At 63.9% G+C, this 21,291-nt stretch carries 19 protein-coding genes; 13 read left to right on the forward strand and 6 right to left on the reverse strand.

The window, feature by feature from the left end; all coding sequences use genetic code 11:
* The first annotated feature begins 24 nt into the window (after positions 1-24).
* From EPK82_RS20925 to EPK82_RS20935, 3 genes are read left to right on the forward strand one after another with little or no spacing between them, the layout of a single operon-like run.
* A complete protein-coding gene (locus EPK82_RS20925; protein WP_037047719.1) occupies positions 25-1,029 on the forward strand; it encodes a transporter in 1,005 nt (334 codons plus the stop codon).
* An 18-nt stretch (positions 1,030-1,047) separates the two neighbouring features.
* Positions 1,048-2,634 (forward strand): outer membrane protein transport protein, encoded by a 1,587-nt coding sequence (locus EPK82_RS20930; RefSeq protein WP_134677888.1) that lies wholly within the window; start codon positions 1,048-1,050, stop codon positions 2,632-2,634.
* Between the two features lie 4 nt (positions 2,635-2,638).
* Positions 2,639-3,790 carry a MalM family protein gene (locus tag EPK82_RS20935; protein ID WP_134677889.1) on the forward strand — a complete coding sequence of 384 codons (1,152 nt, stop codon included), beginning with the start codon at positions 2,639-2,641 and terminating at the stop codon, positions 3,788-3,790.
* A gap of 74 nt (positions 3,791-3,864) precedes the next feature.
* Here EPK82_RS20935 and EPK82_RS20940 read toward each other — a convergent pair whose 3' ends face one another.
* The 3 genes from EPK82_RS20940 to rloA are packed head-to-tail and all read right to left on the reverse strand — an operon-like array spanning position 3,865 to position 6,924.
* Positions 3,865-4,851, reverse strand: a complete 987-nt coding sequence (locus EPK82_RS20940) for an alpha-L-glutamate ligase-like protein (RefSeq protein ID WP_037047711.1) — start codon at positions 4,849-4,851, stop codon at positions 3,865-3,867.
* Positions 4,852-4,855: 4 nt separating this feature from the next.
* On the reverse strand, positions 4,856-6,382 hold the full coding sequence (gene rloB, locus EPK82_RS20945; protein WP_037047708.1) for an osmotic stress tolerance membrane protein RloB: 1,527 nt from the start codon (positions 6,380-6,382) through the stop codon (positions 4,856-4,858).
* A gap of 5 nt (positions 6,383-6,387) precedes the next feature.
* The gene (gene rloA / locus EPK82_RS20950; RefSeq protein WP_037047706.1) at positions 6,388-6,924 is read right to left on the reverse strand and encodes a retropepsin-like aspartic peptidase RloA; all 537 of its coding nucleotides are present in this window, start codon (positions 6,922-6,924) and stop codon (positions 6,388-6,390) included.
* 304 nt (positions 6,925-7,228) lie between these two features.
* On the opposite strand from rloA, the gene EPK82_RS20955 reads away from it, so the two are divergent.
* From EPK82_RS20955 to prpF, 5 genes are all read left to right on the forward strand, one after another.
* Entirely contained in the window at positions 7,229-7,966 is a 738-nt protein-coding gene (locus tag EPK82_RS20955; RefSeq protein ID WP_037047704.1) for a GntR family transcriptional regulator, read from the forward strand.
* Entirely contained in the window at positions 7,963-8,850 is an 888-nt protein-coding gene (gene prpB, locus EPK82_RS20960; RefSeq protein WP_037047702.1) for a methylisocitrate lyase, read from the forward strand. The genes EPK82_RS20955 and prpB overlap by 4 nt, the downstream gene beginning before the upstream one ends.
* A 30-nt stretch (positions 8,851-8,880) precedes the next feature.
* Positions 8,881-10,038, forward strand: coding sequence for a bifunctional 2-methylcitrate synthase/citrate synthase (gene prpC, locus EPK82_RS20965; RefSeq protein ID WP_037047700.1), 1,158 nt, complete (start codon positions 8,881-8,883; stop codon positions 10,036-10,038).
* 2 nt (positions 10,039-10,040) lie between these two features.
* Positions 10,041-12,662 carry a Fe/S-dependent 2-methylisocitrate dehydratase AcnD gene (gene acnD / locus EPK82_RS20970; protein WP_134677890.1) on the forward strand — a complete coding sequence of 874 codons (2,622 nt, stop codon included), beginning with the start codon at positions 10,041-10,043 and terminating at the stop codon, positions 12,660-12,662.
* A 165-nt stretch (positions 12,663-12,827) separates the two neighbouring features.
* Positions 12,828-14,015, forward strand: a complete 1,188-nt coding sequence (gene prpF, locus EPK82_RS20975) for a 2-methylaconitate cis-trans isomerase PrpF (RefSeq protein ID WP_134677891.1) — start codon at positions 12,828-12,830, stop codon at positions 14,013-14,015.
* Between the two features lie 5 nt (positions 14,016-14,020).
* On the opposite strand, the gene EPK82_RS20980 is transcribed toward prpF, so the two are convergent.
* The 3 genes from EPK82_RS20980 to EPK82_RS25220 form a co-directional block, all read right to left on the reverse strand.
* Positions 14,021-14,650, reverse strand: a complete 630-nt coding sequence (locus EPK82_RS20980; RefSeq protein ID WP_134677892.1) for a LysE family translocator — start codon at positions 14,648-14,650, stop codon at positions 14,021-14,023.
* 17 nt (positions 14,651-14,667) lie between these two features.
* Positions 14,668-15,486: a posphoenolpyruvate synthetase regulatory kinase/phosphorylase PpsR gene (gene ppsR / locus EPK82_RS20985; RefSeq protein ID WP_037047682.1), complete on the reverse strand. Its 819-nt coding sequence runs from the start codon at positions 15,484-15,486 to the stop codon at positions 14,668-14,670.
* Between the two features lie 86 nt (positions 15,487-15,572).
* Positions 15,573-15,788, reverse strand: a complete 216-nt coding sequence (locus tag EPK82_RS25220) for a hypothetical protein (RefSeq protein ID WP_371923154.1) — start codon at positions 15,786-15,788, stop codon at positions 15,573-15,575.
* Between EPK82_RS25220 and ppsA the strand changes: the two genes are divergently transcribed.
* From ppsA to EPK82_RS21010, 5 genes are all read left to right on the forward strand, one after another.
* Positions 15,735-18,107, forward strand: a complete 2,373-nt coding sequence (ppsA, locus tag EPK82_RS20990; RefSeq protein WP_037047680.1) for a phosphoenolpyruvate synthase — start codon at positions 15,735-15,737, stop codon at positions 18,105-18,107. The two genes, EPK82_RS25220 and ppsA, sit on opposite strands and share 54 nt — an antisense overlap.
* A 207-nt stretch (positions 18,108-18,314) precedes the next feature.
* On the forward strand, positions 18,315-19,304 hold the full coding sequence (locus EPK82_RS20995; protein WP_134677893.1) for an alpha/beta fold hydrolase: 990 nt from the start codon (positions 18,315-18,317) through the stop codon (positions 19,302-19,304).
* Positions 19,305-19,508: 204 nt separating this feature from the next.
* A complete protein-coding gene (gene rraA / locus EPK82_RS21000) occupies positions 19,509-19,997 on the forward strand; it encodes a ribonuclease E activity regulator RraA (protein ID WP_037047675.1) in 489 nt (162 codons plus the stop codon).
* Between the two features lie 5 nt (positions 19,998-20,002).
* Complete coding sequence (locus EPK82_RS21005) at positions 20,003-20,989, forward strand: zinc transporter ZntB (RefSeq protein WP_134677894.1); 987 nt, start codon at positions 20,003-20,005, stop codon at positions 20,987-20,989.
* A 55-nt stretch (positions 20,990-21,044) separates the two neighbouring features.
* On the forward strand, positions 21,045-21,290 hold the full coding sequence (locus EPK82_RS21010; RefSeq protein WP_047593145.1) for a hypothetical protein: 246 nt from the start codon (positions 21,045-21,047) through the stop codon (positions 21,288-21,290).
* Position 21,291 lies beyond the last annotated feature (1 nt).

The following is a 21,291-nucleotide window of genomic DNA, read 5'->3' on the forward strand; positions in this document are numbered from 1 at the left end:
CAACAACGATCTGGGGATAGCGTCATGGGAGTTTGGGGGTATGCATGGCTGGCCATGCTGGCGCTTGCTGCTGCACAACCGGCCCTGGCCGAGGAGGCCACGGTCGACGATGCGCGTGATGCGCTGACCAAGAAGGACGATGACGCCGACAGCGCCAAGGCGCTGGAAGAGGTGTTCCAGGCTGCGGAGAAGAGCTACACGCTGCTCAAGAAGGGCGAGCGTACGCTGACCTACGGCTTCGACTACTCGTTGCTGCGCGATACGCAGATCCAGACCGTACGCACCGGACAGAACGTCTACAGCGTGATCGGCCAGAGCGAGGCGCAGCACACCTTCACCAACTCCTTCACCTTCGACTACGGCGTCTGGGACAACCTCACCTTCAGCATGCGTGTGCCGTTCCTGGCCAAGTACGACACCGAGCGCGACCTCAGCACCTACAGCCTCGGCGACGTCTCCGCCAGCCTGCGCTGGCAACCCTGGTCGTCCGAGCGCGGCCGGCCGGTCACTACCCTGTTCGCCACCCTCGGCCTGCCGACCGGGGACAGCCCCTACGACGTCAGCCTCGACGATGGCCTGGCCACCGGCAACGGCTACTACAGCCTGGGCGTCGGCGCCAACATGTCCTACGTGATCGACCCTGTGGTGCTGTTCGGTTCGCTGGGTTACACCTACAACCTGCCGATCCGCGATGCCGACCAGGTGCGTGGCGGCCGCCTGCTGGAAGAGGTCGAGCCCGGCTCCAGCCTGTCGCTGAGCATGGGCTTCGCCTACGCGCTGTCCTACGACGTCTCGCTGGCGACATCGCTGCAGATGGCGCACAACCTGGCGCCGACGTTCAAGTTCAGCGACGTCACGCTGGAAGGGAACGAACAGACCAGTGCGGTGATGAACTTCTCGCTGGGCCTGCGCACCGCGCCGAACACCATCGTCAACGTCAATGCCGGTTTCGGCATGACCGAAGATTCGCCCGATGTCCTGCTCGGGATCTCCATGCCCCTTGATATCAAGGGCCTCAAGGCCGAGTAAGCAGCGAGCGAACCGGATATGAATCATCTTGCCAAGTTGCAGGCGCTGCTGCTCGGGTTGGTCGCAGCTTGCGTCCTGCCCGCACAGGCGCAGTTGGCCAACAACCTGACCATCGGCAACCCCAAGGCCATGGCCATGGGCAACGCCGTGACCGCCGACTCCACCGGCATCGATGCCGTGCACTACAACCCGGCCGCCCTGAGCAAGCTCAAGGGCCGGCAGACGACGGTCAAGCTGCTCAGCGGGGTGATGGACATTCGCGCCAAGTTCGAGGCCCGCGAAGGCTATGGCTTCATGGGCTACGACGACGACCCATTCAAGAACTCCAGCAGCCGCACACTGACGCCTACCATGTACCTGCCCGGCGTCGGCGGGATGACCGAGCTGCCGCTCCTGGTGGCGCCGCTGGCGGGGTTGTCGATCAACCCGCCAGGCTCGAAGTTCACCTTCGCCACCAATGTCTACGCACCCATGGCGCTGGGCTATTCACGAGACTCGGACGACGATCCGGGCCGTTTCCAGGGGCGCCAGGTGTCGTTGCAGCGCATCACCTACTTCTCGCCGTCGCTGGCCTACCAGGTCAACGACGAGTTGTCCCTGGGCTTGTCCATCGGCTTCTCTCACCAGGCGGTGGCGCTCAACCAGGACTTCCGCAACCCCGGCATGCTCACCGGCCTGACCCGCATTCTCAACGAAGCGCTGTGCCTGCCAGGCCTGGGCGACATCGTCGGAGCGATCATCAACGTCTGCAGCGGCAAGATCGGTCCATTCGACTCGCTGGCCAATCTCGATCTCGACCTCGAACAGAGCCTGTCGCCGACCTACAACCTGGGCATTCTCTGGGAGCCGACCGACTGGTTCGCCTGGGGGGCGACCTACCAGAGCGAGGCGCGGATGAACCTCAAGGGCAAGTACCGCATCGACTACAGCGAGGACTGGGCGGGCTTCTGGTCGGGCCTGCAAGGCTCGCTGTTTGGCCAGATACTCAGCCCGATCTTCCCTTATGGCGTCGACCAGGAGGCCGGCAACGCGTCCTTGAAACTGACCTATCCGGACGCCTTCAGCACCGGCATCAAGGTGCGCCCCTTCGACAAGTGGCAGTTCAACCTGGACCTGCGCTGGGTCGATTACAGTGACTGGAACGAGTTCGAGATCGAATTCGACCGCGAGCTGGATCTGCTGCGCATCGCCACGACCTTCGGTGGCGGTAACGCCACCAGTCGCAGCATCATTCTCGACCGTGGCTACCGCGATACCTGGAGCTGGGGTGTCGGCGTGCAGTACGACGTCAACGATCGCCTGGCCCTGCGCGCCGGCTATGAGTACCGCCCCTCGGCCATTCCCGAGAACAAGGCAGACGTGCTGGCGCCGGTCGGTGATGCCGACCTCTACGGCCTGGGTCTGGGGTACCGCTGGGACAAGGACAGCACCATCGATATCGGTTTCAACTACTTCGTCTCCAAGCAGAACATTCCGGCGGGCAGCAGTTGCAACTTGAGCTGCGAAGGCCTGGACAACCTGGTCTACAACCCCTACGCCGGGCTCAACGTGGAAACCACGGTCAAGGCCTACATCTTCTCCATGACCTACACCTCGAGGTTCTGAGACCATGCGCAGGCTCGCGTTCGCTCTGTTGCTCCTGCCCGTCGCCTGGCAGGCCGACGCCAGCAGCCGTTATCTGACCTGGGTCGACGAGCAGGGCCGGGTGCACAACACCTTCGTCGATACACGCTTCGCCGAGCAGCAACGTCAGGCGAGGTTGCACGCGGAAAAAAGTGACCAGGCCCGCCTGGGCGAGGGCGGCACCTGGCCGGGGAGTGCGCCGAGCACCGGGGAGAGCAAGCGCCGCTATTTCACCTGGGTCGATGGCAATGGCCAGCTGCAGAACAGCTTCTATGCCGGTGCGCAGGTCGCTGGCGCGTCCGGGAACGACCACGTGCTGGCCAGTGGCGAGCGGGCAGGGGACTACATCGACTCGGAGGTGCTGGAAGGTCGTGGTTTCTCCCGGGGTACCTCCGACAGTCCTTACTACACCTGGGTCGACGAGCAGGGGCGCATGCACAACTCATCCGTCCCGACGCGCTCTGGCCGCTCCGAGGTTGAGGCGCCCTCCAGCGTTCGTTACAGCGAAGGCCGGCAGATCGAGTTCGAGCGCGGCAAGCCGGCGCTACCGATGCTCGACGGGCAACCGACCGCCGCCATGCAGGCGTTGCTCGCCGGCAGCCAGTCGCGTGGTGACGGGCTGTACAGTGAATTGTCGACACGCTGCTGTGGCCAGTTGCGCGACAGCGATTTCACCGAGCTTTCGGCCGAAGAGCCGCGTTACGAGGAGCTGGACCGCTTCTCGCCGAGCTTCGATTTTCCCATGGGACGCAGCTACTACGCGGCCGTGAAACTGCCGGCATCACGGCGCAGCTATGGCTTGCGGGTGCGCAGTTTCGCCAATCGCCAGGTGGTCTATCCGTCACTGCTGTTTCTCGATGAAGCCAAGCAGCCGACCCGGCTGGTCAGCGATGCGGTGTATCAGCTGCACCCGGAAACCTGGTACCGCTACGCCTTCATCGAGGGGACGGTGCAGGTGCGTGCCGAACGCGGCGAGCGCTACGTGCTGCTGATCACCACCGACGAGGACCGCAGCCTGCAGACGCTCGACAACAAACCGTTCAAGCGCCCCTTGCAGGCGCTGGCGGTGGATGAGGCGGGCATGCAGCGCCATGCGCATGCCGATGAAGGGGCCTTCGAGCTGGCGATCATGCGCTAGGGGGAGGTGTGGGGGAGCGGCCCTCCATGCGCGGGCGGGCAGCAGCCTCCCTGCAGGGCAGGGAGGCTTCGGCGTCAGACTTCCTTGCTGACGACGTGGCCGAACAAGCCCTGGGAGAAGCGTACGCGTTCCTCGGCGTCTTCCTGCAGGCCCTTGGCTTTCAGCTCTTCCAGATGGGCCTCCACCGCGTGGGCGCGATGGGTCAGGCCGCAATCGTTGGCGATCTGGATGTTCAGGCCCGGGCGGGCGTTGAGTTCGAGGATCAACGGCCCCTTGTCCTGGTCCAGGACCATGTCCACGCCGATGTAGCCCAGGCCGCAGAGCTCGTAGCAGCCGGCGGCGAGCTTCATGAAGCCATCCCAGTTCGGCAGTTGCACGCCATCCACCGCGTTGGTGGTGTCCGGGTGCTTGCTGATCTTGTTGTTCAGCCAGGTGCCGCGCAGAGTGACGCCGGTGGCCAGGTCGACACCGACGCCGATGGCGCCCTGGTGCAGGTTGGCCTTGCCGCTGGACTGCCGTGTTGGCAGGCGCAGCATCGCCATCACCGGGTAGCCCATCAGCACGATGATGCGGATATCCGGTACGCCCTCGTAGCTGATGCTCTTGAAGATGGTGTCCGGGGTCACGCGGTACTCGATCAGCGCGCGATCGCGGTGGCCACCGAGCGAGTACAGCCCGGAGAGGATGCTGGAAATCTGCTGTTCCAGCTCCTCATGGCTGACGATCTTGCCAGAGACGGTCTTGAAGCGATCCTCGAAGCGGTCCGCGATCACCATGATGCCGTCACCGCCAGCGCCCTGCGCCGGCTTGATGACGAAGTCGTTGCGCCCGGCGATGATCTGGTCGAGCTTGTCGATGCCTTTCTCGGTATCGATGATGCCGTACAGCTCCGGTACATCGATACCGGCCTCGATGGCGCGTTCCTTGGTGATGATCTTGTCGTCGACGATGGGGTACAGGTGCCGTTTGTTGTACTTCAGCACGTAGTCCGCATTGCGTCGGTTGATGCCCATGATGCCTTTGGCTTCAAGGGCCTTCCACGTCTTGATCAGGCCGAACATGGTCTTAGTCCTTGAGGAAGGCTTTGAAACGGAACAGTTCGGTCAGGCGGTAGCCGCGGTAACGACCCATCGCCAGCATGAAACCCACCAGGATCAGCAGGATCGCCGGGAAGGTGAACACGAAGTACACCAGTTCCGGAACCATCATCAGCAGGTGTGCGACGGTGGCGGCGAACAGGGTGCCGATGGCGACCTTGAAGGCATGGCCGCCGCCGCGCTCTTCCCAGGTGATCGACAGGCGTTCGATGGTCATGGTCAGGATCACCATCGGGAACAGGGCGACGGACAGGCCGCGCTCCAGACCCAGCTTGTGGCTGAACAGGCTGATGGCGGCGATCAGCACCACCACGAAGGTCAGCACCACCGACAGGCGTGGCAGCATCTGCAGCTTCAGGTGTTCCAGGTAGGAGCGCAACGACAGGCCGAGCGCCGTGATCACGGTGAACAGGAAGATGCCGAAGCCCAGCTGGGTTTCGCGGAAGGCCAGGGCGATCAGCACCGGGGTAAAGGTCCCCAGGGTCTGCAGGCCACCCAGGTTGCGCAGGATGAGGATCACCAGTACGCCGATCGGGATCATGACCATGATCATGAAGGTCTGCTGGGTCTGCAGGGGCAGGCCGTACAGCGAGTACTCGAGGAAGCTGGCGTCGGTGTTCTCGTCGGTCAGCTTGGCCAGGCGGATGGCATTCATCTCGCTGTTGTTCAGGCTGAAGCTGACCTGGGCCTGACGACCTCCTTCGAGGTTGACCAGCTCTTCGTCACCGATCCACCAGACCAGGCGATCGGCAGGCAGACCCTGCTCGCCGGATTCGGGATTGAAGTACAGCCATTTCTGGCCATTGAAGCTGCGCAGCCACAGCTCGGGCGACTGGGCGACCTCGGCCTGCAGGCGAATGGTGTGCACGCGTTCCATCGGCACGTGAGCGATGGACAGCAGCAGCTCGACGACCTTGGCCTTGTTGACGGTGGACGCGTCGCCGCCGAGCAGCAGCTTGACGTTGTCGTCGTTGGCGTTGTTGACGCGCTTGATGGTCTCGCTGATGAAGGTCTCGACATCCGCGGAGTGCTGGCGGATCGGCGCGAGCAGCGCTTCTGCAGCGATCTTCTCCGGGCCTTCCACGGCAATGCTGTCACGGAAGATCGGCCCCTTGGCAGGTGCCTGCTCGCCGCTGTAACGCTTGGTCAGCACCAGGCGGTAGTAGAGGGTCTGCTTGCCGTTGGCACGACGGGCCGACCAGGTGACGCGGCGATTGCCGTCGACACGGTTGACGCTGACGCCATAGTTGTTGGAGATGAAACTCTCGTTGAGGCTCACGTAATCCTGGTTCAGCGGCGGTACGAACATCTGCAGCTTGACCGGCTCACGCGGGCTGGCCTGAAACTCGACCTTGGCGTCGATGTTCCACAGATCGTCGGTCTCGTCCTCGGTCACCGGGATGCCGAGAATGAAGATTTGGTATGCCGTAATCAGAACGCCCAGGGTCACCAGCAGGGTGATCAGGACTTTCAGATGCAGGTTCAGAGAGCGCATGGGAATTACTCGCCAGGGGTTGCGTCATCGGTGCAGCCGGGTTTTCCAGCTGCATATTTTAGGCTTGGATCGACCATGGCACCGAAATGCTTGAGGGCTTCGGAGCCGATCAGAAGCGGGTATTGGAATGCACTTCGGTCGGTCAAGTTCACTTCAATTGTGCGCAGGGCCTGCCCCATGCACAGTTCAAGGTCGATTACAGGGCGCGCGGTGTAGGTCTTGCCCTCGTCCGGATCGTAGTCGCCGGCACGGCGTTTGATCTTGCTGATACGGGCCAGAGGGCGCTCGATCGTGCGCTCGTGGGTGTCGTCGATGGCCAGCACGAAACGCACCCAGGTTTCCCCGTCGCGTTTGAAGCGTTCGATGTCCCGGGCGCTGAGCGAGGCGGTCTTGGCGCCGGTGTCGAGCTTGGCTGCCACCTGGAGGTCGAGCTCTTCGATGTAGATGTATTCGTTCAGGCCATAGACAGACTTGCCCATGGCCAGAGCAGGGCAGGACAGGGTCAACAGGCAGAGCAGCAAGGAGAAGGGTTTCAGTCTCATGAGTCCTTGAGAGGTCTTGCCAGGAGAGGGTGATGAACAGCGCCTGGAGGCATCCTGCCAGACAGCTGTCCGCCATGAAGTCTAGCAGGCGAGGCAGCGGACGCTGGCCGGGCTTGAGTTCGGCGAATTCTAGCATGGAGATTTTCCATGCTGACAGACGCTTATGTAGCTTTCTGCAAGTAAGGTCGCGCTTTTCAGACCTGGCCGAGTTGAAAATATTGTCGACAATACTTTGGTCTGCTTTGACTGGTTCGGCTTTTGAGCGTAGTTTTGCACCTATCGAAATGCTCTGGTGTCGACAATCATGCTGCTCGAATCGAATGAACTGGTCACGCCTCAGGCGGATTCGGAAACACTTTCCGAGCATGTCTTTCGCTTGATCCAGGCGGCCATCGTCAAGGGCGAGATCGCTCCCGGCAGTAAGATCTCCGAGCCGGAGCTGGCGCGTACCTATGGCATCAGCCGCGGCCCGTTGCGCGAGGCGATTCACCGCCTGGAGGGACAGAAGCTGCTGGTGCGCGTCCCGCACGTGGGGGCGCGGGTCGTGTCGCTGAGCCATGCCGAGCTGATCGAGCTGTACGAGATCCGCGAATCGCTGGAAGGCATGGCCTGCCGCCTGGCCGCCGAACGCATGACGCAGACGGAAATCGACGAGCTGCGCCGGGTGCTGGAACTGCACGAGCAGGACGCCGCGTTCAAGGCGGGGGTCGGCTACTACCAGCAGGAAGGCGACTTCGACTTCCACTACCGGATCATCCAGGGCAGCGGCAACCGCACCCTGGCCAAGCTGCTCTGCGACGAGCTGTATCAGCTGGTGCGCATGTACCGCCTGCAGTTTTCCGCGACGCCCAACCGGCCGCGCCAGGCGTTCGCCGAGCATCACCGCATTCTCGATGCCATCGCCGAGCGTGACGGCGAACTGGCCGAACTGCTGATGCGCCGTCATATCGGCGCTTCCAAGCGCAACATCGAGCGCCACTACGTTGCCCAGAACGGGCAGGGCGCGCTCACCACTCCATCCAAGACCCGAGGTGATTCATGACTCAGCTTTCCGCCGGCCAGCGTTTCCGCCAGGCCCTCGCCATCGAGAGTCCGCTGCAGGTAATCGGTGCGATCAATGCCAACCACGCGCTGCTGGCCAAGCGCGCGGGGTTTCGCGCCATCTATCTGTCCGGCGGTGGTGTGGCGGCCGGCTCCCTCGGTTTGCCGGACCTGGGCATCAACACCCTGGATGACGTGCTGACCGACGTGCGGCGCATCACCGATGTCTGCGACCTGCCGCTGCTGGTGGACATCGACACCGGCTTCGGTCCCAGCGCCTTCAACATCGAACGCACCATCAAGAACCTGATCAAGGCCGGTGCCGCTGCGGCGCACATCGAGGATCAGGTCGGCGCCAAGCGCTGCGGTCACCGTCCGGGCAAGGAAATCGTCTCCTGCGAAGAAATGGTCGACCGCGTGCGTGCCGCCGCAGACGCCAGGACCGACCCCGATTTCTTCCTCATCGCCCGCACCGACGCCATCCAGGCCGAAGGCGTGGACGCGGCCATCGAGCGTTGCCAGGCCTACGTCGAGGCCGGTGCCGACGGCATCTTCGCCGAGGCGGCGTACGACCTGCCGACCTACAAGCGTTTCGTCGATGCGCTGAACGTACCGGTACTGGCCAACATCACCGAGTTCGGTGCCACGCCGCTGTTCACCCGCGACGAACTGGCCTCGGTCGGCGTCGCCATCCAGCTCTATCCGCTGTCCGCCTTCCGCGCGGCGAACAAGGCGGCCGAGAGTGTCTACACCTCGATTCGCCAGAACGGCCACCAGAAGGACGTGATCGAGCTGATGCAGACCCGTGCCGAACTCTATGACCGTATTGGCTACCACGCCTTCGAGCAGAAACTCGATGCGCTGTTCGCCGCCGGCAAGAAATAAAGACAAGAACAAGGATTCGAGGAGATAACCATGAGTGCCACAGAAACCACCCCTGGCTTCAAACCGAAGAAGTCCGTCGCCCTGAGCGGTACCGCCGCCGGCAACACCGCACTGTGCACCGTCGGCCGCACCGGTAACGACCTGCACTACCGTGGCTATGACGTGCTCGATTTCGCCAATCGCTGCGAGTTCGAGGAAATCGCCCACCTGCTGGTCCACGGCAAGTTGCCGAACGTCGCCGAGCTGGCCGGATATAAGGCCAAGCTCAAGGCGCTGCGTGGCCTGCCGGCCGGGGTGAAGGCCGCGCTGGAGCAGCTGCCGCCGTCGGCGCATCCGATGGACGTGATGCGTACCGCGGTATCCGTGCTCGGTTGCCTGGCGCCGGAGAAGGACGATCACAACCATCCGGGTGCCCGCGACATTGCCGACAAGCTGATGGCCTCGCTGGGTTCGGCGCTGCTGTACTGGTACCACTACAGCCACAACGGCAAGCGTATCGAGGTGGACACCGACGATGACTCCATCGGCGGCCACTTCCTCCATCTGCTGCACGGCGAGAAACCGCGCGAGTCCTGGGTGCGTGCCATGCACACCTCGCTCAACCTGTACGCCGAGCACGAGTTCAATGCCTCGACCTTCACCTCGCGGGTGATCGCCGGCACCGGCTCGGACCTGTTCTCCTGCATCGCCGGTTCCATCGGTGCGCTGCGCGGGCCGAAGCACGGCGGTGCCAACGAAGTGGCCTTCGAAGTGCAGAAGCGCTACGACAGCCCGGACGAAGCCGAGGCCGACATCCGTGCCCGGGTCGAGCGCAAGGAGGTGGTGATCGGCTTCGGTCATCCGGTCTATACCGTCAGCGACCCGCGCAACAAGGTGATCAAGGAAGTGGCTCGCGAGCTCTCGGTGGAGCAGGGCAACAGCAAGATGTACGACATCGCCGAGCGCCTGGAGAGCGTGATGTGGGACATCAAGAAGATGTTTCCCAACCTCGACTGGTTCAGCGCCGTCAGCTACCACATGATGGGTGTGCCCACCGCGATGTTCACCCCGCTGTTCGTCATCGCCCGTACCGCCGGCTGGTCCGCGCACGTCATCGAGCAGCGCATCGACGGCAAGATCATCCGCCCGAGCGCCAACTACACAGGCCCCGAAGACCTGAAGTTCGTGCCGCTCAAGGATCGTAAATAATCATGACCGACACCGTGAATAGCCAATACCGCAAGCGCTTGCCCGGTACCGCGCTGGATTACTTCGACGCCCGTGAGGCGGTCGATGCGATCCAGGCCGGCGCCTGGAGCAAGCTGCCCTACACCTCGCGCGTGCTCGCCGAGCAGCTGGTGCGCCGCTGCGCGCCGCAGGACCTGACGGCGTCGCTGGAGCAACTGGTCTATCGCCGGCGCGACCTGGACTTCCCCTGGTATCCGGCGCGCGTGGTGTGCCACGACATCCTGGGCCAGACCGCGCTGGTCGACCTGGCCGGCCTGCGCGATGCCATCGCCGACAAGGGCGGCGATCCGGCCAAGGTCAACCCGGTGGTACCGACGCAACTGATCGTCGACCATTCTCTGGCCGTGGAAGCAGCGGGGTTCGATCCGGATGCGTTCGAGAAGAACCGCGCCATCGAGGACCGCCGCAACGAGGATCGCTTCCACTTCATCGACTGGACCAAGACCGCGTTCAAGAACGTCGACGTGATCCCGGCCGGCAACGGCATCATGCACCAGATCAACCTGGAGAAGATGAGCCCGGTGATCCAGGCGCGTGGCGGCATCGCGTTCCCCGACACCTGCGTCGGCACCGACTCGCACACGCCGCACGTCGATGCGCTGGGCGTGATCGCCATCGGCGTCGGCGGCCTGGAGGCCGAGACCGTGATGCTCGGCCATCCATCGATGATGCGCCTGCCCGATATCGTCGGCGTCGAGCTGACCGGCAAACGCCAGCCGGGCATCACCGCCACCGATATCGTCCTGGCTCTGACCGAATTCCTGCGCAAGGAGCGCGTGGTGGGTGCCTACGTCGAGTTCTTCGGCGAAGGGGCCGACAGCCTGTCCATCGGCGACCGCGCGACGATCTCCAACATGTGCCCGGAATACGGTGCCACGGCCTCGATGTTCTATATCGACGAGCAGACCATCGACTACCTCAAGCTCACCGGTCGCGAGCCGGAGCAGGTGGCGCTGGTCGAGCACTACGCCAGGACCCTGGGGCTGTGGAGCGATGCGCTGACAAGCGCGGAGTACGAGCGGGTACTGCGTTTCGATCTGGGCAGCGTGGTGCGCAACATGGCGGGGCCGTCCAACCCGCACCGACGCCTGCCGACCTCGGCCCTGGCCGAGCGCGGCATCGCCGATGAAGCCAAGCTGCAGTCCGGCAAGGGCGAGGAAGCCGAGGGGCTGATGCCCGACGGCGCGGTGATCATCGCGGCCATCACCAGTTGCACCAACACCTCCAACCCGCGCAACGTCGTCGCGGCCGGTCTGGTGGCGAAGAAGGCCAATGCCCTGGGGCTGGTACGCAAGCCCTGGGTGAAGACCTCGTTCGCGCCAGGCTCGAAGGTCGCCAGGCTGTATCTGGAAGAGGCCGGCCTGCTGCCGGAGCTGGAGAAGCTCGGCTTCGGCATCGTCGCCTACGCCTGCACCACCTGCAACGGCATGTCCGGTGCGCTCGATCCGCAGCTCCAGAAGGAGATCATCGATCGCGACCTGTACGCCACCGCCGTGCTCTCGGGCAACCGCAACTTCGACGGGCGCATCCATCCCTATGCCAAGCAGGCCTTCCTCGCTTCGCCGCCGCTGGTGGTGGCCTACGCCATCGCCGGCACCGTGCGCTTCGATATCGAGCAGGACGCGCTGGGTACCGATGCCAACGGCAATCCGGTCACCCTGAAGGACCTCTGGCCGAGCGACGAGGAGATCGACGCCATCGTCGCCGCCAGCGTGAAGCCGGAGCAGTTCCGCCAGATCTACATTCCGATGTTCGACCTCGGTAGCGTGCAGGAAGCGGAAAGCCCACTGTACGACTGGCGGCCGATGTCCACCTACATCCGCCGTCCGCCGTACTGGGAAGGCGCACTGGCCGGCGAGCGCACGCTCAAGGGCATGCGTCCGCTGGCGATCCTGCCGGACAACATCACCACCGACCACCTGTCGCCATCCAACGCCATCCTGGCGGACTCGGCGGCGGGCGAGTACCTGGCGAAGATGGGCCTGCCGGAGGAGGACTTCAACTCCTACGCCACCCACCGTGGCGATCACCTGACCGCGCAGCGTGCCACCTTCGCCAACCCGCAGCTGCTCAACGAGATGGTCGTGGTCGACGGGCAGGTCAAGAAGGGCTCGCTGGCCCGCGTCGAGCCGGAAGGCAAGGTCATGCGCATGTGGGAGGCGATCGAAACCTACATGAACCGCAAGCAGAACCTGATCATCGTTGCCGGTGCCGACTACGGCCAGGGCAGCTCGCGCGACTGGGCGGCCAAGGGCGTGCGCCTGGCGGGCGTGGAGGTGATCGTCGCCGAAGGCTTCGAACGCATCCACCGTACCAACCTGGTGGGCATGGGCGTGCTGCCGGTGGAGTTCAAGCCGGGCACCACGCGCCTGACCCTGGGCCTGGACGGTACCGAGACCTACGACATCGAAGGCGAGATCTCGCCGCGTTGCGAGCTGACCCTGGTGGTCAACCGCCAGAACGGTGAAGTGCTCAAGGTGCCGGTGACCTGCCGCCTGGATACCGCTGCCGATGTCAGCGTGTACAAGGCCGGTGGTGTGCTGCAGCGCTTCGCCAAGGACTTCCTCGAAGGCGCGGTGGCCTGACCTCGCAGGGTGGATCAGGCCTCATCCATCTACCGTGGAATCTGCCACGGTGGATGGGGCAGCGCCATCCACCCGGCGTCTGGCACGTAGCCCGGATGCAATCCGGGCATGACCAAATCTGCTTGCCCCGGATTGCATCCGGGCCACTTTTTCAGGACTGCACTCATGGCTCAGCTGCCGCAAGTGAAAATCCCCGCTACCTACATCCGTGGCGGTACCAGCAAGGGCGTGTTCTTTCGCCTGCAGGATCTGCCCGAGCGCTGCCAGGTGCCGGGCGAGGCGCGTGACCGGTTGTTCATGCGCGTCATCGGCAGTCCTGATCCCTATTCGGCGCATATCGATGGCATGGGCGGTGCGACCTCGTCCACGTCGAAATGCGTGATTCTGTCGGCCAGCAGTCAGCCGGAGCACGATGTCGATTACCTCTATGGCCAGGTCTCCATCGACAAGGCCTTCGTCGACTGGAGCGGCAATTGCGGCAACCTGTCCACGGCAGCGGGGGCTTTCGCCATCCATGCCGGCCTCGTGGACCCGGCGCGGATCCCGCAGAACGGTACCTGCGTGGTGCGCATCTGGCAGGCCAACATACACAAGACCATCATCGCCCATGTGCCGATCAGCAACGGCCAGGTACAGGAAACCGGCGATTTCGAGCTGGATGGCGTGACTTTTCCGGCGGCGGAGATCGTGCTGGAGTTCCTCGACCCGTCCGACGATGGCGAGGAGGGGGGCTCGATGTTCCCCACCGGCAACCTCGTCGACGACCTGGAGGTGCCTGGCATCGGCACCTTCAAGGCGACCCTGATCAGCGCCGGTATCCCCACGGTGTTCGTCAATGCCGAGGACATCGGCTACCAGGGCACCGAGCTGCGCGAGGCCATCAATGGCGACCCGGCGCAGCTGGCGCGTTTCGAGCAGATCCGCATCGCCGGTGCGCTGCGCATGGGCCTGATCGCGACTGCCGAGGAGGCTGCGACCCGTCAACACACGCCGAAGATCGCCTTCGTCAGCCCGCCCAAGGATTACCGCACCTCCAGCGGCAAGCAGGTGCAGGCCGGCGAGATCGACCTGCTGGTGCGTGCGCTGTCGATGGGCAAGCTGCACCACGCCATGATGGGCACCTGTGCGGTGGCCATCGGCACGGCGGCGGCGGTGCCGGGGACCCTGGTCAACCTGGCCGCCGGAGGTGGTGAGCGTGAAGCGGTGCGCTTCGGCCATCCGTCCGGCACCTTGCGCGTCGGTGCCGAGGCCCGGCAGGTCGAGGGTCAGTGGGCGGTGACCAAGGCGGTGATGAGCCGCAGCGCGCGCATCCTGATGGAAGGCTGGGTACGGGTGCCGGGCGACAGCTTCTGAGTCGCTCAGTGCTGGCTGGTACCCAGCAACAGGCCGCCGGCGCCGACGAAGAAGGCGCCGGTGGTGCGGTTCAGGTTGCGCACGCCACGGGCACTGCGGATCAGGCGGCGAATCTGCAGGCCGAACAGCGCATAGAGCAGCGAAGCGGCGTACTCCGCCAGCAGATAGGTCGTGCCCAGGTAGAGAAACTGCTCGGCGGCAGGCTGATCGGGGCGGATGAACTGCGGGAAGATCGCCGCGAACAACAGGATGGCCTTGGGGTTGCTGATGCCGATGAGAAATTCCTGGCGCGTCGCCAGCCACAGGGTGCGCCTGGGTTGCGTCAGACCTTGCTGTTCGTCCAGGGCGAAGGCGCGGCTGCGCCAGGCGCTGACACCCAGGTAGAGCAGGTAGGCGGCGCCGATCCACTTGATCGCGGTGAACAGCTGTTCGGAGGCCATCAGCATGGCGCCGAGGCCGACCGCCGAAATGAGCAGGAAGAAAGCGAATGCGATGACCCGCCCGGTGGTCGCCAGTACGGCGGTCGTCACACCATGACGGATACCGTTGTTCATCGCGCAGAAGTTGTTGGGCCCCGGGGTGATGGCGATCAGCAGGGCGATCGGGGCGAACAGCACGGCATCGTTGAGCGTCATGGCGGGCTCGCGGCAGGTTATTTGAGACGGCGTTCCACGCCTTTTTCCACCAGGATCTTGGCGGAAATCTCTTCCACGGAGAAGTGCGTGGAGTTGATGAAGGCGATGTTCTCGCGGCGGAACAGGCTCTCCACCTCGCGCACCTCGAACTCGCACTGCGCATAGCTGGCGTAGCGGCTGTTGGGTTTGCGCTCGTGGCGGATGGCGGTGAGACGATCCGGGTCGATGGTCAGGCCGAACAGCTTGTCGCGGTACTTCTTCAGCGACTCGGGCAGTTGCAGGCGCTCCATGTCGTCTTCCGTCAGCGGATAGTTGGCGGCGCGGATGCCGTACTGCATGGCCATGTACAGGCAGGTGGGCGTTTTGCCGCAGCGTGACACGCCGACCAGAATCAGGTCGGCCTTGTCGTAATAGTGGGTGCGGGCGCCATCGTCGTTGTCCAGGGCGAAGTTCACCGCCTCGATGCGCTCCATGTAGTTGGAGTTCTGGCCGATGGAGTGCGACTTGCCGACGGAATAGGAGGAGTGCGAACTCAACTCCTGCTCCAGCGGCGAGAGAAAGGTGGAGAAGATGTCGATCATGAAACCATTCGCGGTATCGAGGATCGCACGAATGTCACGGTTGACGATGGTGTCGAAGATGATCGGGCGCATGCCGTCTCTTTCGGCAGCGGCATCGATTTGTTGTACCATGGCGCGCGCTTTTTCGACGCTGTCGATATAAGGGCGGGTCAGTTTGGTGAACTGAATGTTCTCGAACTGCGCGAGCAGGCTCTGGCCCAGGGTTTCGGCCGTGATGCCGGTGCCGTCGGAGATGAAGAAAGCGGTTCGTTTCATTTGCGCCAAAGGCCTTAAGCTGAGTTCGATTCTTGGCTATGATAGGCCGCGTTTTTCGCCGGCCCCATGGGGTCTGGCATTGTTACTTATTCAAGGGCAAGGCCACAATCTTGCGGCAACCTGTCGCCGGAGCGTCCAGCCCCCCGAGAATTTGCGTGAAGGCTGCCAGCTGGAGCCCTGCAGGGCCTAAGTGCAGCGGGCTTCACGCGAGTTCTGAGCTTTTCCAACATTCTAGTGGAGAGATCACCTTGGTAGAGTACGTAGTTTCCCTCGATAAGCTCGGCGTCCACGATGTAGAGCATGTGGGGGGCAAAAACGCATCCCTCGGCGAGATGATCAGTAATCTGGCGGGTGCCGGCGTCTCGGTTCCCGGTGGTTTCGCCACGACCGCCCAGGCCTATCGCGATTTCCTCGAGCAGAGCGGCCTGAACGAGCGCATCCACGCCGCACTGGATGCGCTGGACGTCGATGACGTCAACGCCCTGGCCAAGACCGGCGCAGAAATCCGCCAATGGGTGATGGACGCCGAATTCCCGGCCCGTCTCGATGCCGAGATCCGCGAAGCCTTCGCCGCCATGAGCGCCGGCAACGACAACATGGCGGTCGCCGTGCGTTCCTCCGCTACCGCCGAAGACCTGCCGGACGCGTCCTTCGCCGGCCAGCAGGAGACCTTCCTCAACATCCGTGGCGTGGACAACGTGATCCGCGCCGCCAAGGAGGTGTTCGCCTCCCTGTTCAACGACCGTGCCATCGCCTACCGCGTGCACCAGGGTTTCGACCACAAGCTGGTCGCCCTGTCCGCCGGCGTGCAGCGCATGGTGCGTTCGGAAACCGGCACCGCCGGCGTGATGTTCACCCTCGATACCGAGTCCGGCTTCCGTGACGTGGTGTTCATCACCGGCGCCTACGGCCTCGGCGAGACCGTGGTCCAGGGTGCGGTCAACCCGGACGAGTTCTACGTGCACAAGCCGACCCTGGAAGCCGGTCGCCCGGCGATCCTGCGTCGCAACCTGGGCAGCAAGGCGATCAAGATGGTCTATGGCGACGAAGCCAAGGCCGGCCGCTCGGTCAAGACCGTGGAAGTCGACCGCGCCGAGCGCGCCCGTTTCTGCATCAGCGATGCCGAGGTCAGCGAGCTGGCCAAGCAGGCCCTGATCATCGAGAAGCACTACGGCCGCCCGATGGACATCGAGTGGGCCAAGGACGGTGACGACGGCAAGCTGTACATCGTGCAGGCCCGTCCGGAAACCGTGAAGAGCCGTTCCAGCGCCACCGTGATGGAGCGCTACCTGCTGAAAGAGAAGGGCACCGTGCTGGTGGAAGGTCGCGCCATCGGTCAGCGCATCGGCGCCGGCAAGGTCCGCGTGATCCACGACGTCTCCGAGATGGACAAGGTCCAGCCGGGCGACGTGCTGGTCTCCGACATGACCGACCCGGACTGGGAGCCGGTGATGAAGCGCGCCAGCGCCATCGTCACCAACCGTGGCGGGCGTACCTGCCACGCGGCGATCATCGCCCGTGAACTGGGCATTCCGGCCGTGGTTGGCTGCGGCAACGCGACCAGCGTGCTGAAGGACGGCCAGGGCGTCACCGTTTCCTGCGCCGAAGGCGACACCGGTTTCATCTTCGAAGGCGAACTGGGCTTCGACATTCGCAAGAACTCGGTCGACGCCATGCCGGACCTGCCGTTCAAGATCATGATGAACGTCGGTAACCCGGACCGCGCCTTCGACTTCGCCCAACTGCCCAACGAGGGCGTGGGCCTGGCCCGCCTGGAATTCATCATCAACCGCATGATCGGCGTGCACCCGAAAGCGCTGCTGAACTTCGCCGGCCTGCCGCCGGAGATCAAGGACAGCGTCGAGAAGCGCATCGCCGGCTACGGTGACCCGGTCGACTTCTACGTCGAGAAACTGGTCGAGGGCATCAGCACCCTGGCCGCCGCGTTCTGGCCGAAGAAGGTCATCGTGCGCCTGTCGGACTTCAAGTCCAACGAATACGCCAACCTGATCGGCGGCAAGCTGTACGAGCCGGAAGAAGAGAACCCGATGCTCGGCTTCCGTGGTGCCTCGCGCTACATCAGCGAGTCGTTCCGCGACTGCTTCGAGCTGGAGTGCCGCGCACTGAAGAAAGTGCGCAACGAGATGGGCCTGACCAACGTCGAGATCATGGTGCCGTTCGTGCGTACCCTCGGCGAAGCCAGCCAGGTGGTCGAGCTGCTGGCCAGCAATGGTCTGTCCCGTGGTCAGGATGGCCTGAAGGTCATCATGATGTGCGAGCTGCCGTCCAACGCCCTGCTGGCCGATGAGTTCCTGGAGTTCTTCGATGGTTTCTCCATCGGTTCCAACGACCTCACCCAGCTGACCCTGGGCCTGGATCGCGACTCCGGCATCGTCGCGCACCTGTTCGATGAACGTAACCCGGCGGTGAAGAAGCTGCTGGCCAACGCCATTGCCGCCTGCAACAAGGCGGGCAAGTACATCGGCATCTGCGGTCAGGGCCCGTCGGACCACCCGGACCTGGCGCGCTGGCTGATGGAGCAGGGCATTGAGAGCGTGTCGCTGAACCCGGATTCGGTACTCGACACCTGGTTCTTCCTGGCCGAGGCCCAACCGGCCTAAGCCTCGCGATCGACCGAAGAAGGGCGGGTTGATCCCGCCCTTTTTTTGCTTTTCAGGCCGTCGAAAGTGGTCGTGCAGACGCTCCCGACGGTTTTCGTTGCCTGTCATCCGAGCAGGCAGCCCCCTGGTCCGTCGCTGACGGCGGCATGAATTGCTTTCGGCAGTTCTTTCGCATGCCGTTCAGCGCCATTGTGGTCTCCGTGGTCCATGCAGAGCAGTAGTGAGCTTTTCCCGGTATCTCTGATCAGCGCCGAGTTGCGTGGCGACCTCAGTGAGGACATCTACCTTCTCAAGCCCAACAATAGCCCGGACCCGAGTGTCGAGCTGGCGCTCACGCGTCTCGGGCCGGCCCGGCACGAGGGTGGCCGTGGGGTGCCCGTGGTGTTGCTGCATGGCAGCTTCTCCAACCGACGCTTCTGGTACTCGCCCAAGGGCATCGGCCTGGGTGCGCACCTGGCGCGGGCCGGTTTCGATGTATGGATCGCCGAAATGCGCGGTCATGGCCTGTCGCCGCGCAACGAGTGCTACAGCAGCAACAGTGTGGCCCAGTACGTGCGTTACGACCTGCCGGCCATCGCCGACTTCATCTTCGAGCAGAGTGGCCAGGTGCCGCACTGGATCGGTCACTCGCTGGGCGGGGTGATCCTGGCTGCGGCGCTTGGCGGTGGCTATCTCGACGAGGCACGGGCGCGCTCGGCGGCATTGTTCGGCAGTCAGATCAGTCGCATCTACTGGCCGCTGAAGATCCCGCCGCTGGAGTGGGGCAGTCGCCTGTTGTTGCGCGCCTTTCCCTACCTGTCCGGGCGGCGTCTCAAGCGCGGTCCCGAGGACGAGCCCGTCGGGCTGGCATTGGAAACCCTGCGCTGGTTGCGCCTGTTCGGGCGTTTCGCCGACGACGAGCGGGACTGGTGGGCCGGGCTTGCCGAGGTGCGCCTGCCGCTACTCGCGGTGAGTGCCGCCGGCGACCACCAGGACCCGGCCTGGGCCTGTCGCAAGCTGCTCGAGCAGTGCTCGGCGGCGGACTCTGAGTTTCTCCTGCTGGCCAAGACGGCTGGCTTCTCCAGCGATTTCGGCCATATCGAGATGCTGGTCAGCAAGGAGGCGCAGCGGGAGGTCTGGCCGCTCGCCGAATACTGGCTGCAGCACCTGCGATTGCCCGATGGCTTCGCCGAGCGAGGCGCCAGCCATGACGCTTGAGGGGTTGCGGGCGTTTCTTCATGGCGCGCTTGACGCTAATATGTGACGCATCAGGCGCAGCCGGTCATTTTCAGGATTTGTTGCCAGTCACTCGTTCGCCGGGCGCAGCCGCATTGCGCTGAATTGTCCCGGCGAGCGCGGGTCAATGAAGGTGACCCCGGCGCCAGCCGCCCTTGCTTATCCAATGTCGAAAGGAGTTCTGTCATGCACTACGTCACCCCCGATCTGTGCGATGCGTACCCGGAGCTGGTTCAGGTGGTCGAGCCGATGTTCGCCAACTATGGCGGCCGCGATTCCTTTGGTGGCCAGATCGTCACGATCAAGTGCCACGAAGACAACTCCCTGGTGAAGGAGCAGGTCGACCTGCCCGGTCAGGGCAAGGTGCTGGTGGTGGACGGTGGCGGCTCCCTGCGCCGTGCGCTGCTCGGCGACATGCTCGCCGAGAAGGCGGCCAAGAATGGTTGGGAAGGCATCGTGGTCTATGGCTGCATCCGTGACGTCGACGTGATCGCGCAGACCGATCTCGGCGTGCAGGCGCTGGCCAGCCACCCGATGAAGACCGACAAGCGCGGTATCGGCGACCTCAACGTGGCAGTGACCTTCGGTGGCGTCACCTTCAAGCCGGGCGAGTATCTGTACGCCGACAACAACGGCGTCATCGTGTCGCCGCAAGCGCTGAACATGCCGGAGTGAGTGCGATGCCGGGGCCGACTGCCGCGCTGCTGCATGCCTTCGTGCTCGACGGGAAGGGCGGCGCGCGCAGCATCGAGCGCAGCCAGCTGGACAGCCTGCAACTGGCCGAGCAGGAAAGCCTCTGGCTGCACTGGGATCGTAGCCAGGAGCAGGCGCAGCGCTGGCTGCGCGAGAGCAGCGGGCTGGACGAATTCAGCTGCGACCTGCTGCTGGAGGAAAACACCAGGCCGCGCCTGCTGCCCTTGCCGGACCATGAGCTGCTGGTGTTTCTGCGGGGTATCAACCGCAACCCAGGGGCCGAGCCGGAGGACATGGTCTCGGTGCGCATCTTCGCCGATGCCAGGCGCATCATCTCCCTGCGTCTGCGCCCGCTGCTGGCGACCGATGCGCTGATCGCCGATCTGCAGGCCGGCAAGGGTCCCAGAACCTCCTCCGAGCTGCTGCTGGAGCTGGCGCGTCACCTGACCAGTCGCGTCGACGACCTGGTGACCGAGCTGAGCGAGCAACTCGATGACGAGGAAGACCGCCTCGACGAAGACGAATGCTACCGCCCGGATCACGGCCTGATGCTGCAGGTGCGCCGACGTGCTGCCAGCCTGCGCCGGTTCCTGGCGCCGCAGCGTGACCTGTATGCGCAGCTGGCACGCAACAAGCAGCCGTGGTTCGTCGAGGACGACGATGACTACTGGAACGAGCTCAACAACAGGCTGACGCGTTACCTGGAGGAACTGGAGCTGATCCGTGAGCGGGTAGGCCTGGTGCTCGAGGCGGAAAGCAGCCGGCTTGGCGAGCGCATGAATCGGATCATGTACCGCTTCACGGTGATTACCGGCCTGTTCCTGCCGCTGAGCTTCCTGACCGGGCTGCTGGGCATCAACGTCGGCGGCATTCCGGGGGCTGACAATCCCACCGGTTTCTTCGTCGCCTGCGGCCTGATGCTGCTGCTGGCGGTGGGGCAGTTGTTGCTTTTCCGCCGCTGGCGCTGGCTGTGATGTGTGACTCATTGCCCGGCCATGACGTCTAGCCGTGACATCCCGTGAGGTGCGCATGCACGATCCATTTGAAGAATCTCTACGCGATTTGCTCAAGTCCTCGCCGTCCAGCCATGACGACGATGCCTGTCTGCACCGGGTTCTCAAGACCGCCAACCGGCAAGTCGGTGCGGGCGATCTGTTCAGCCTGATGGGGCACTGGGCACAGGCCTTGATGATCGCCCTGAACAACGGTTCGGCGCATGTGGCGCCGGTTTCGCGCCGTACCCAATCCTCTGCTGCTGCTGATAAGGCTGATTGAA

The organism is Ectopseudomonas khazarica (assembly GCF_004521985.1).
Taxonomy (GTDB): domain Bacteria; phylum Pseudomonadota; class Gammaproteobacteria; order Pseudomonadales; family Pseudomonadaceae; genus Aquipseudomonas; species Aquipseudomonas khazarica.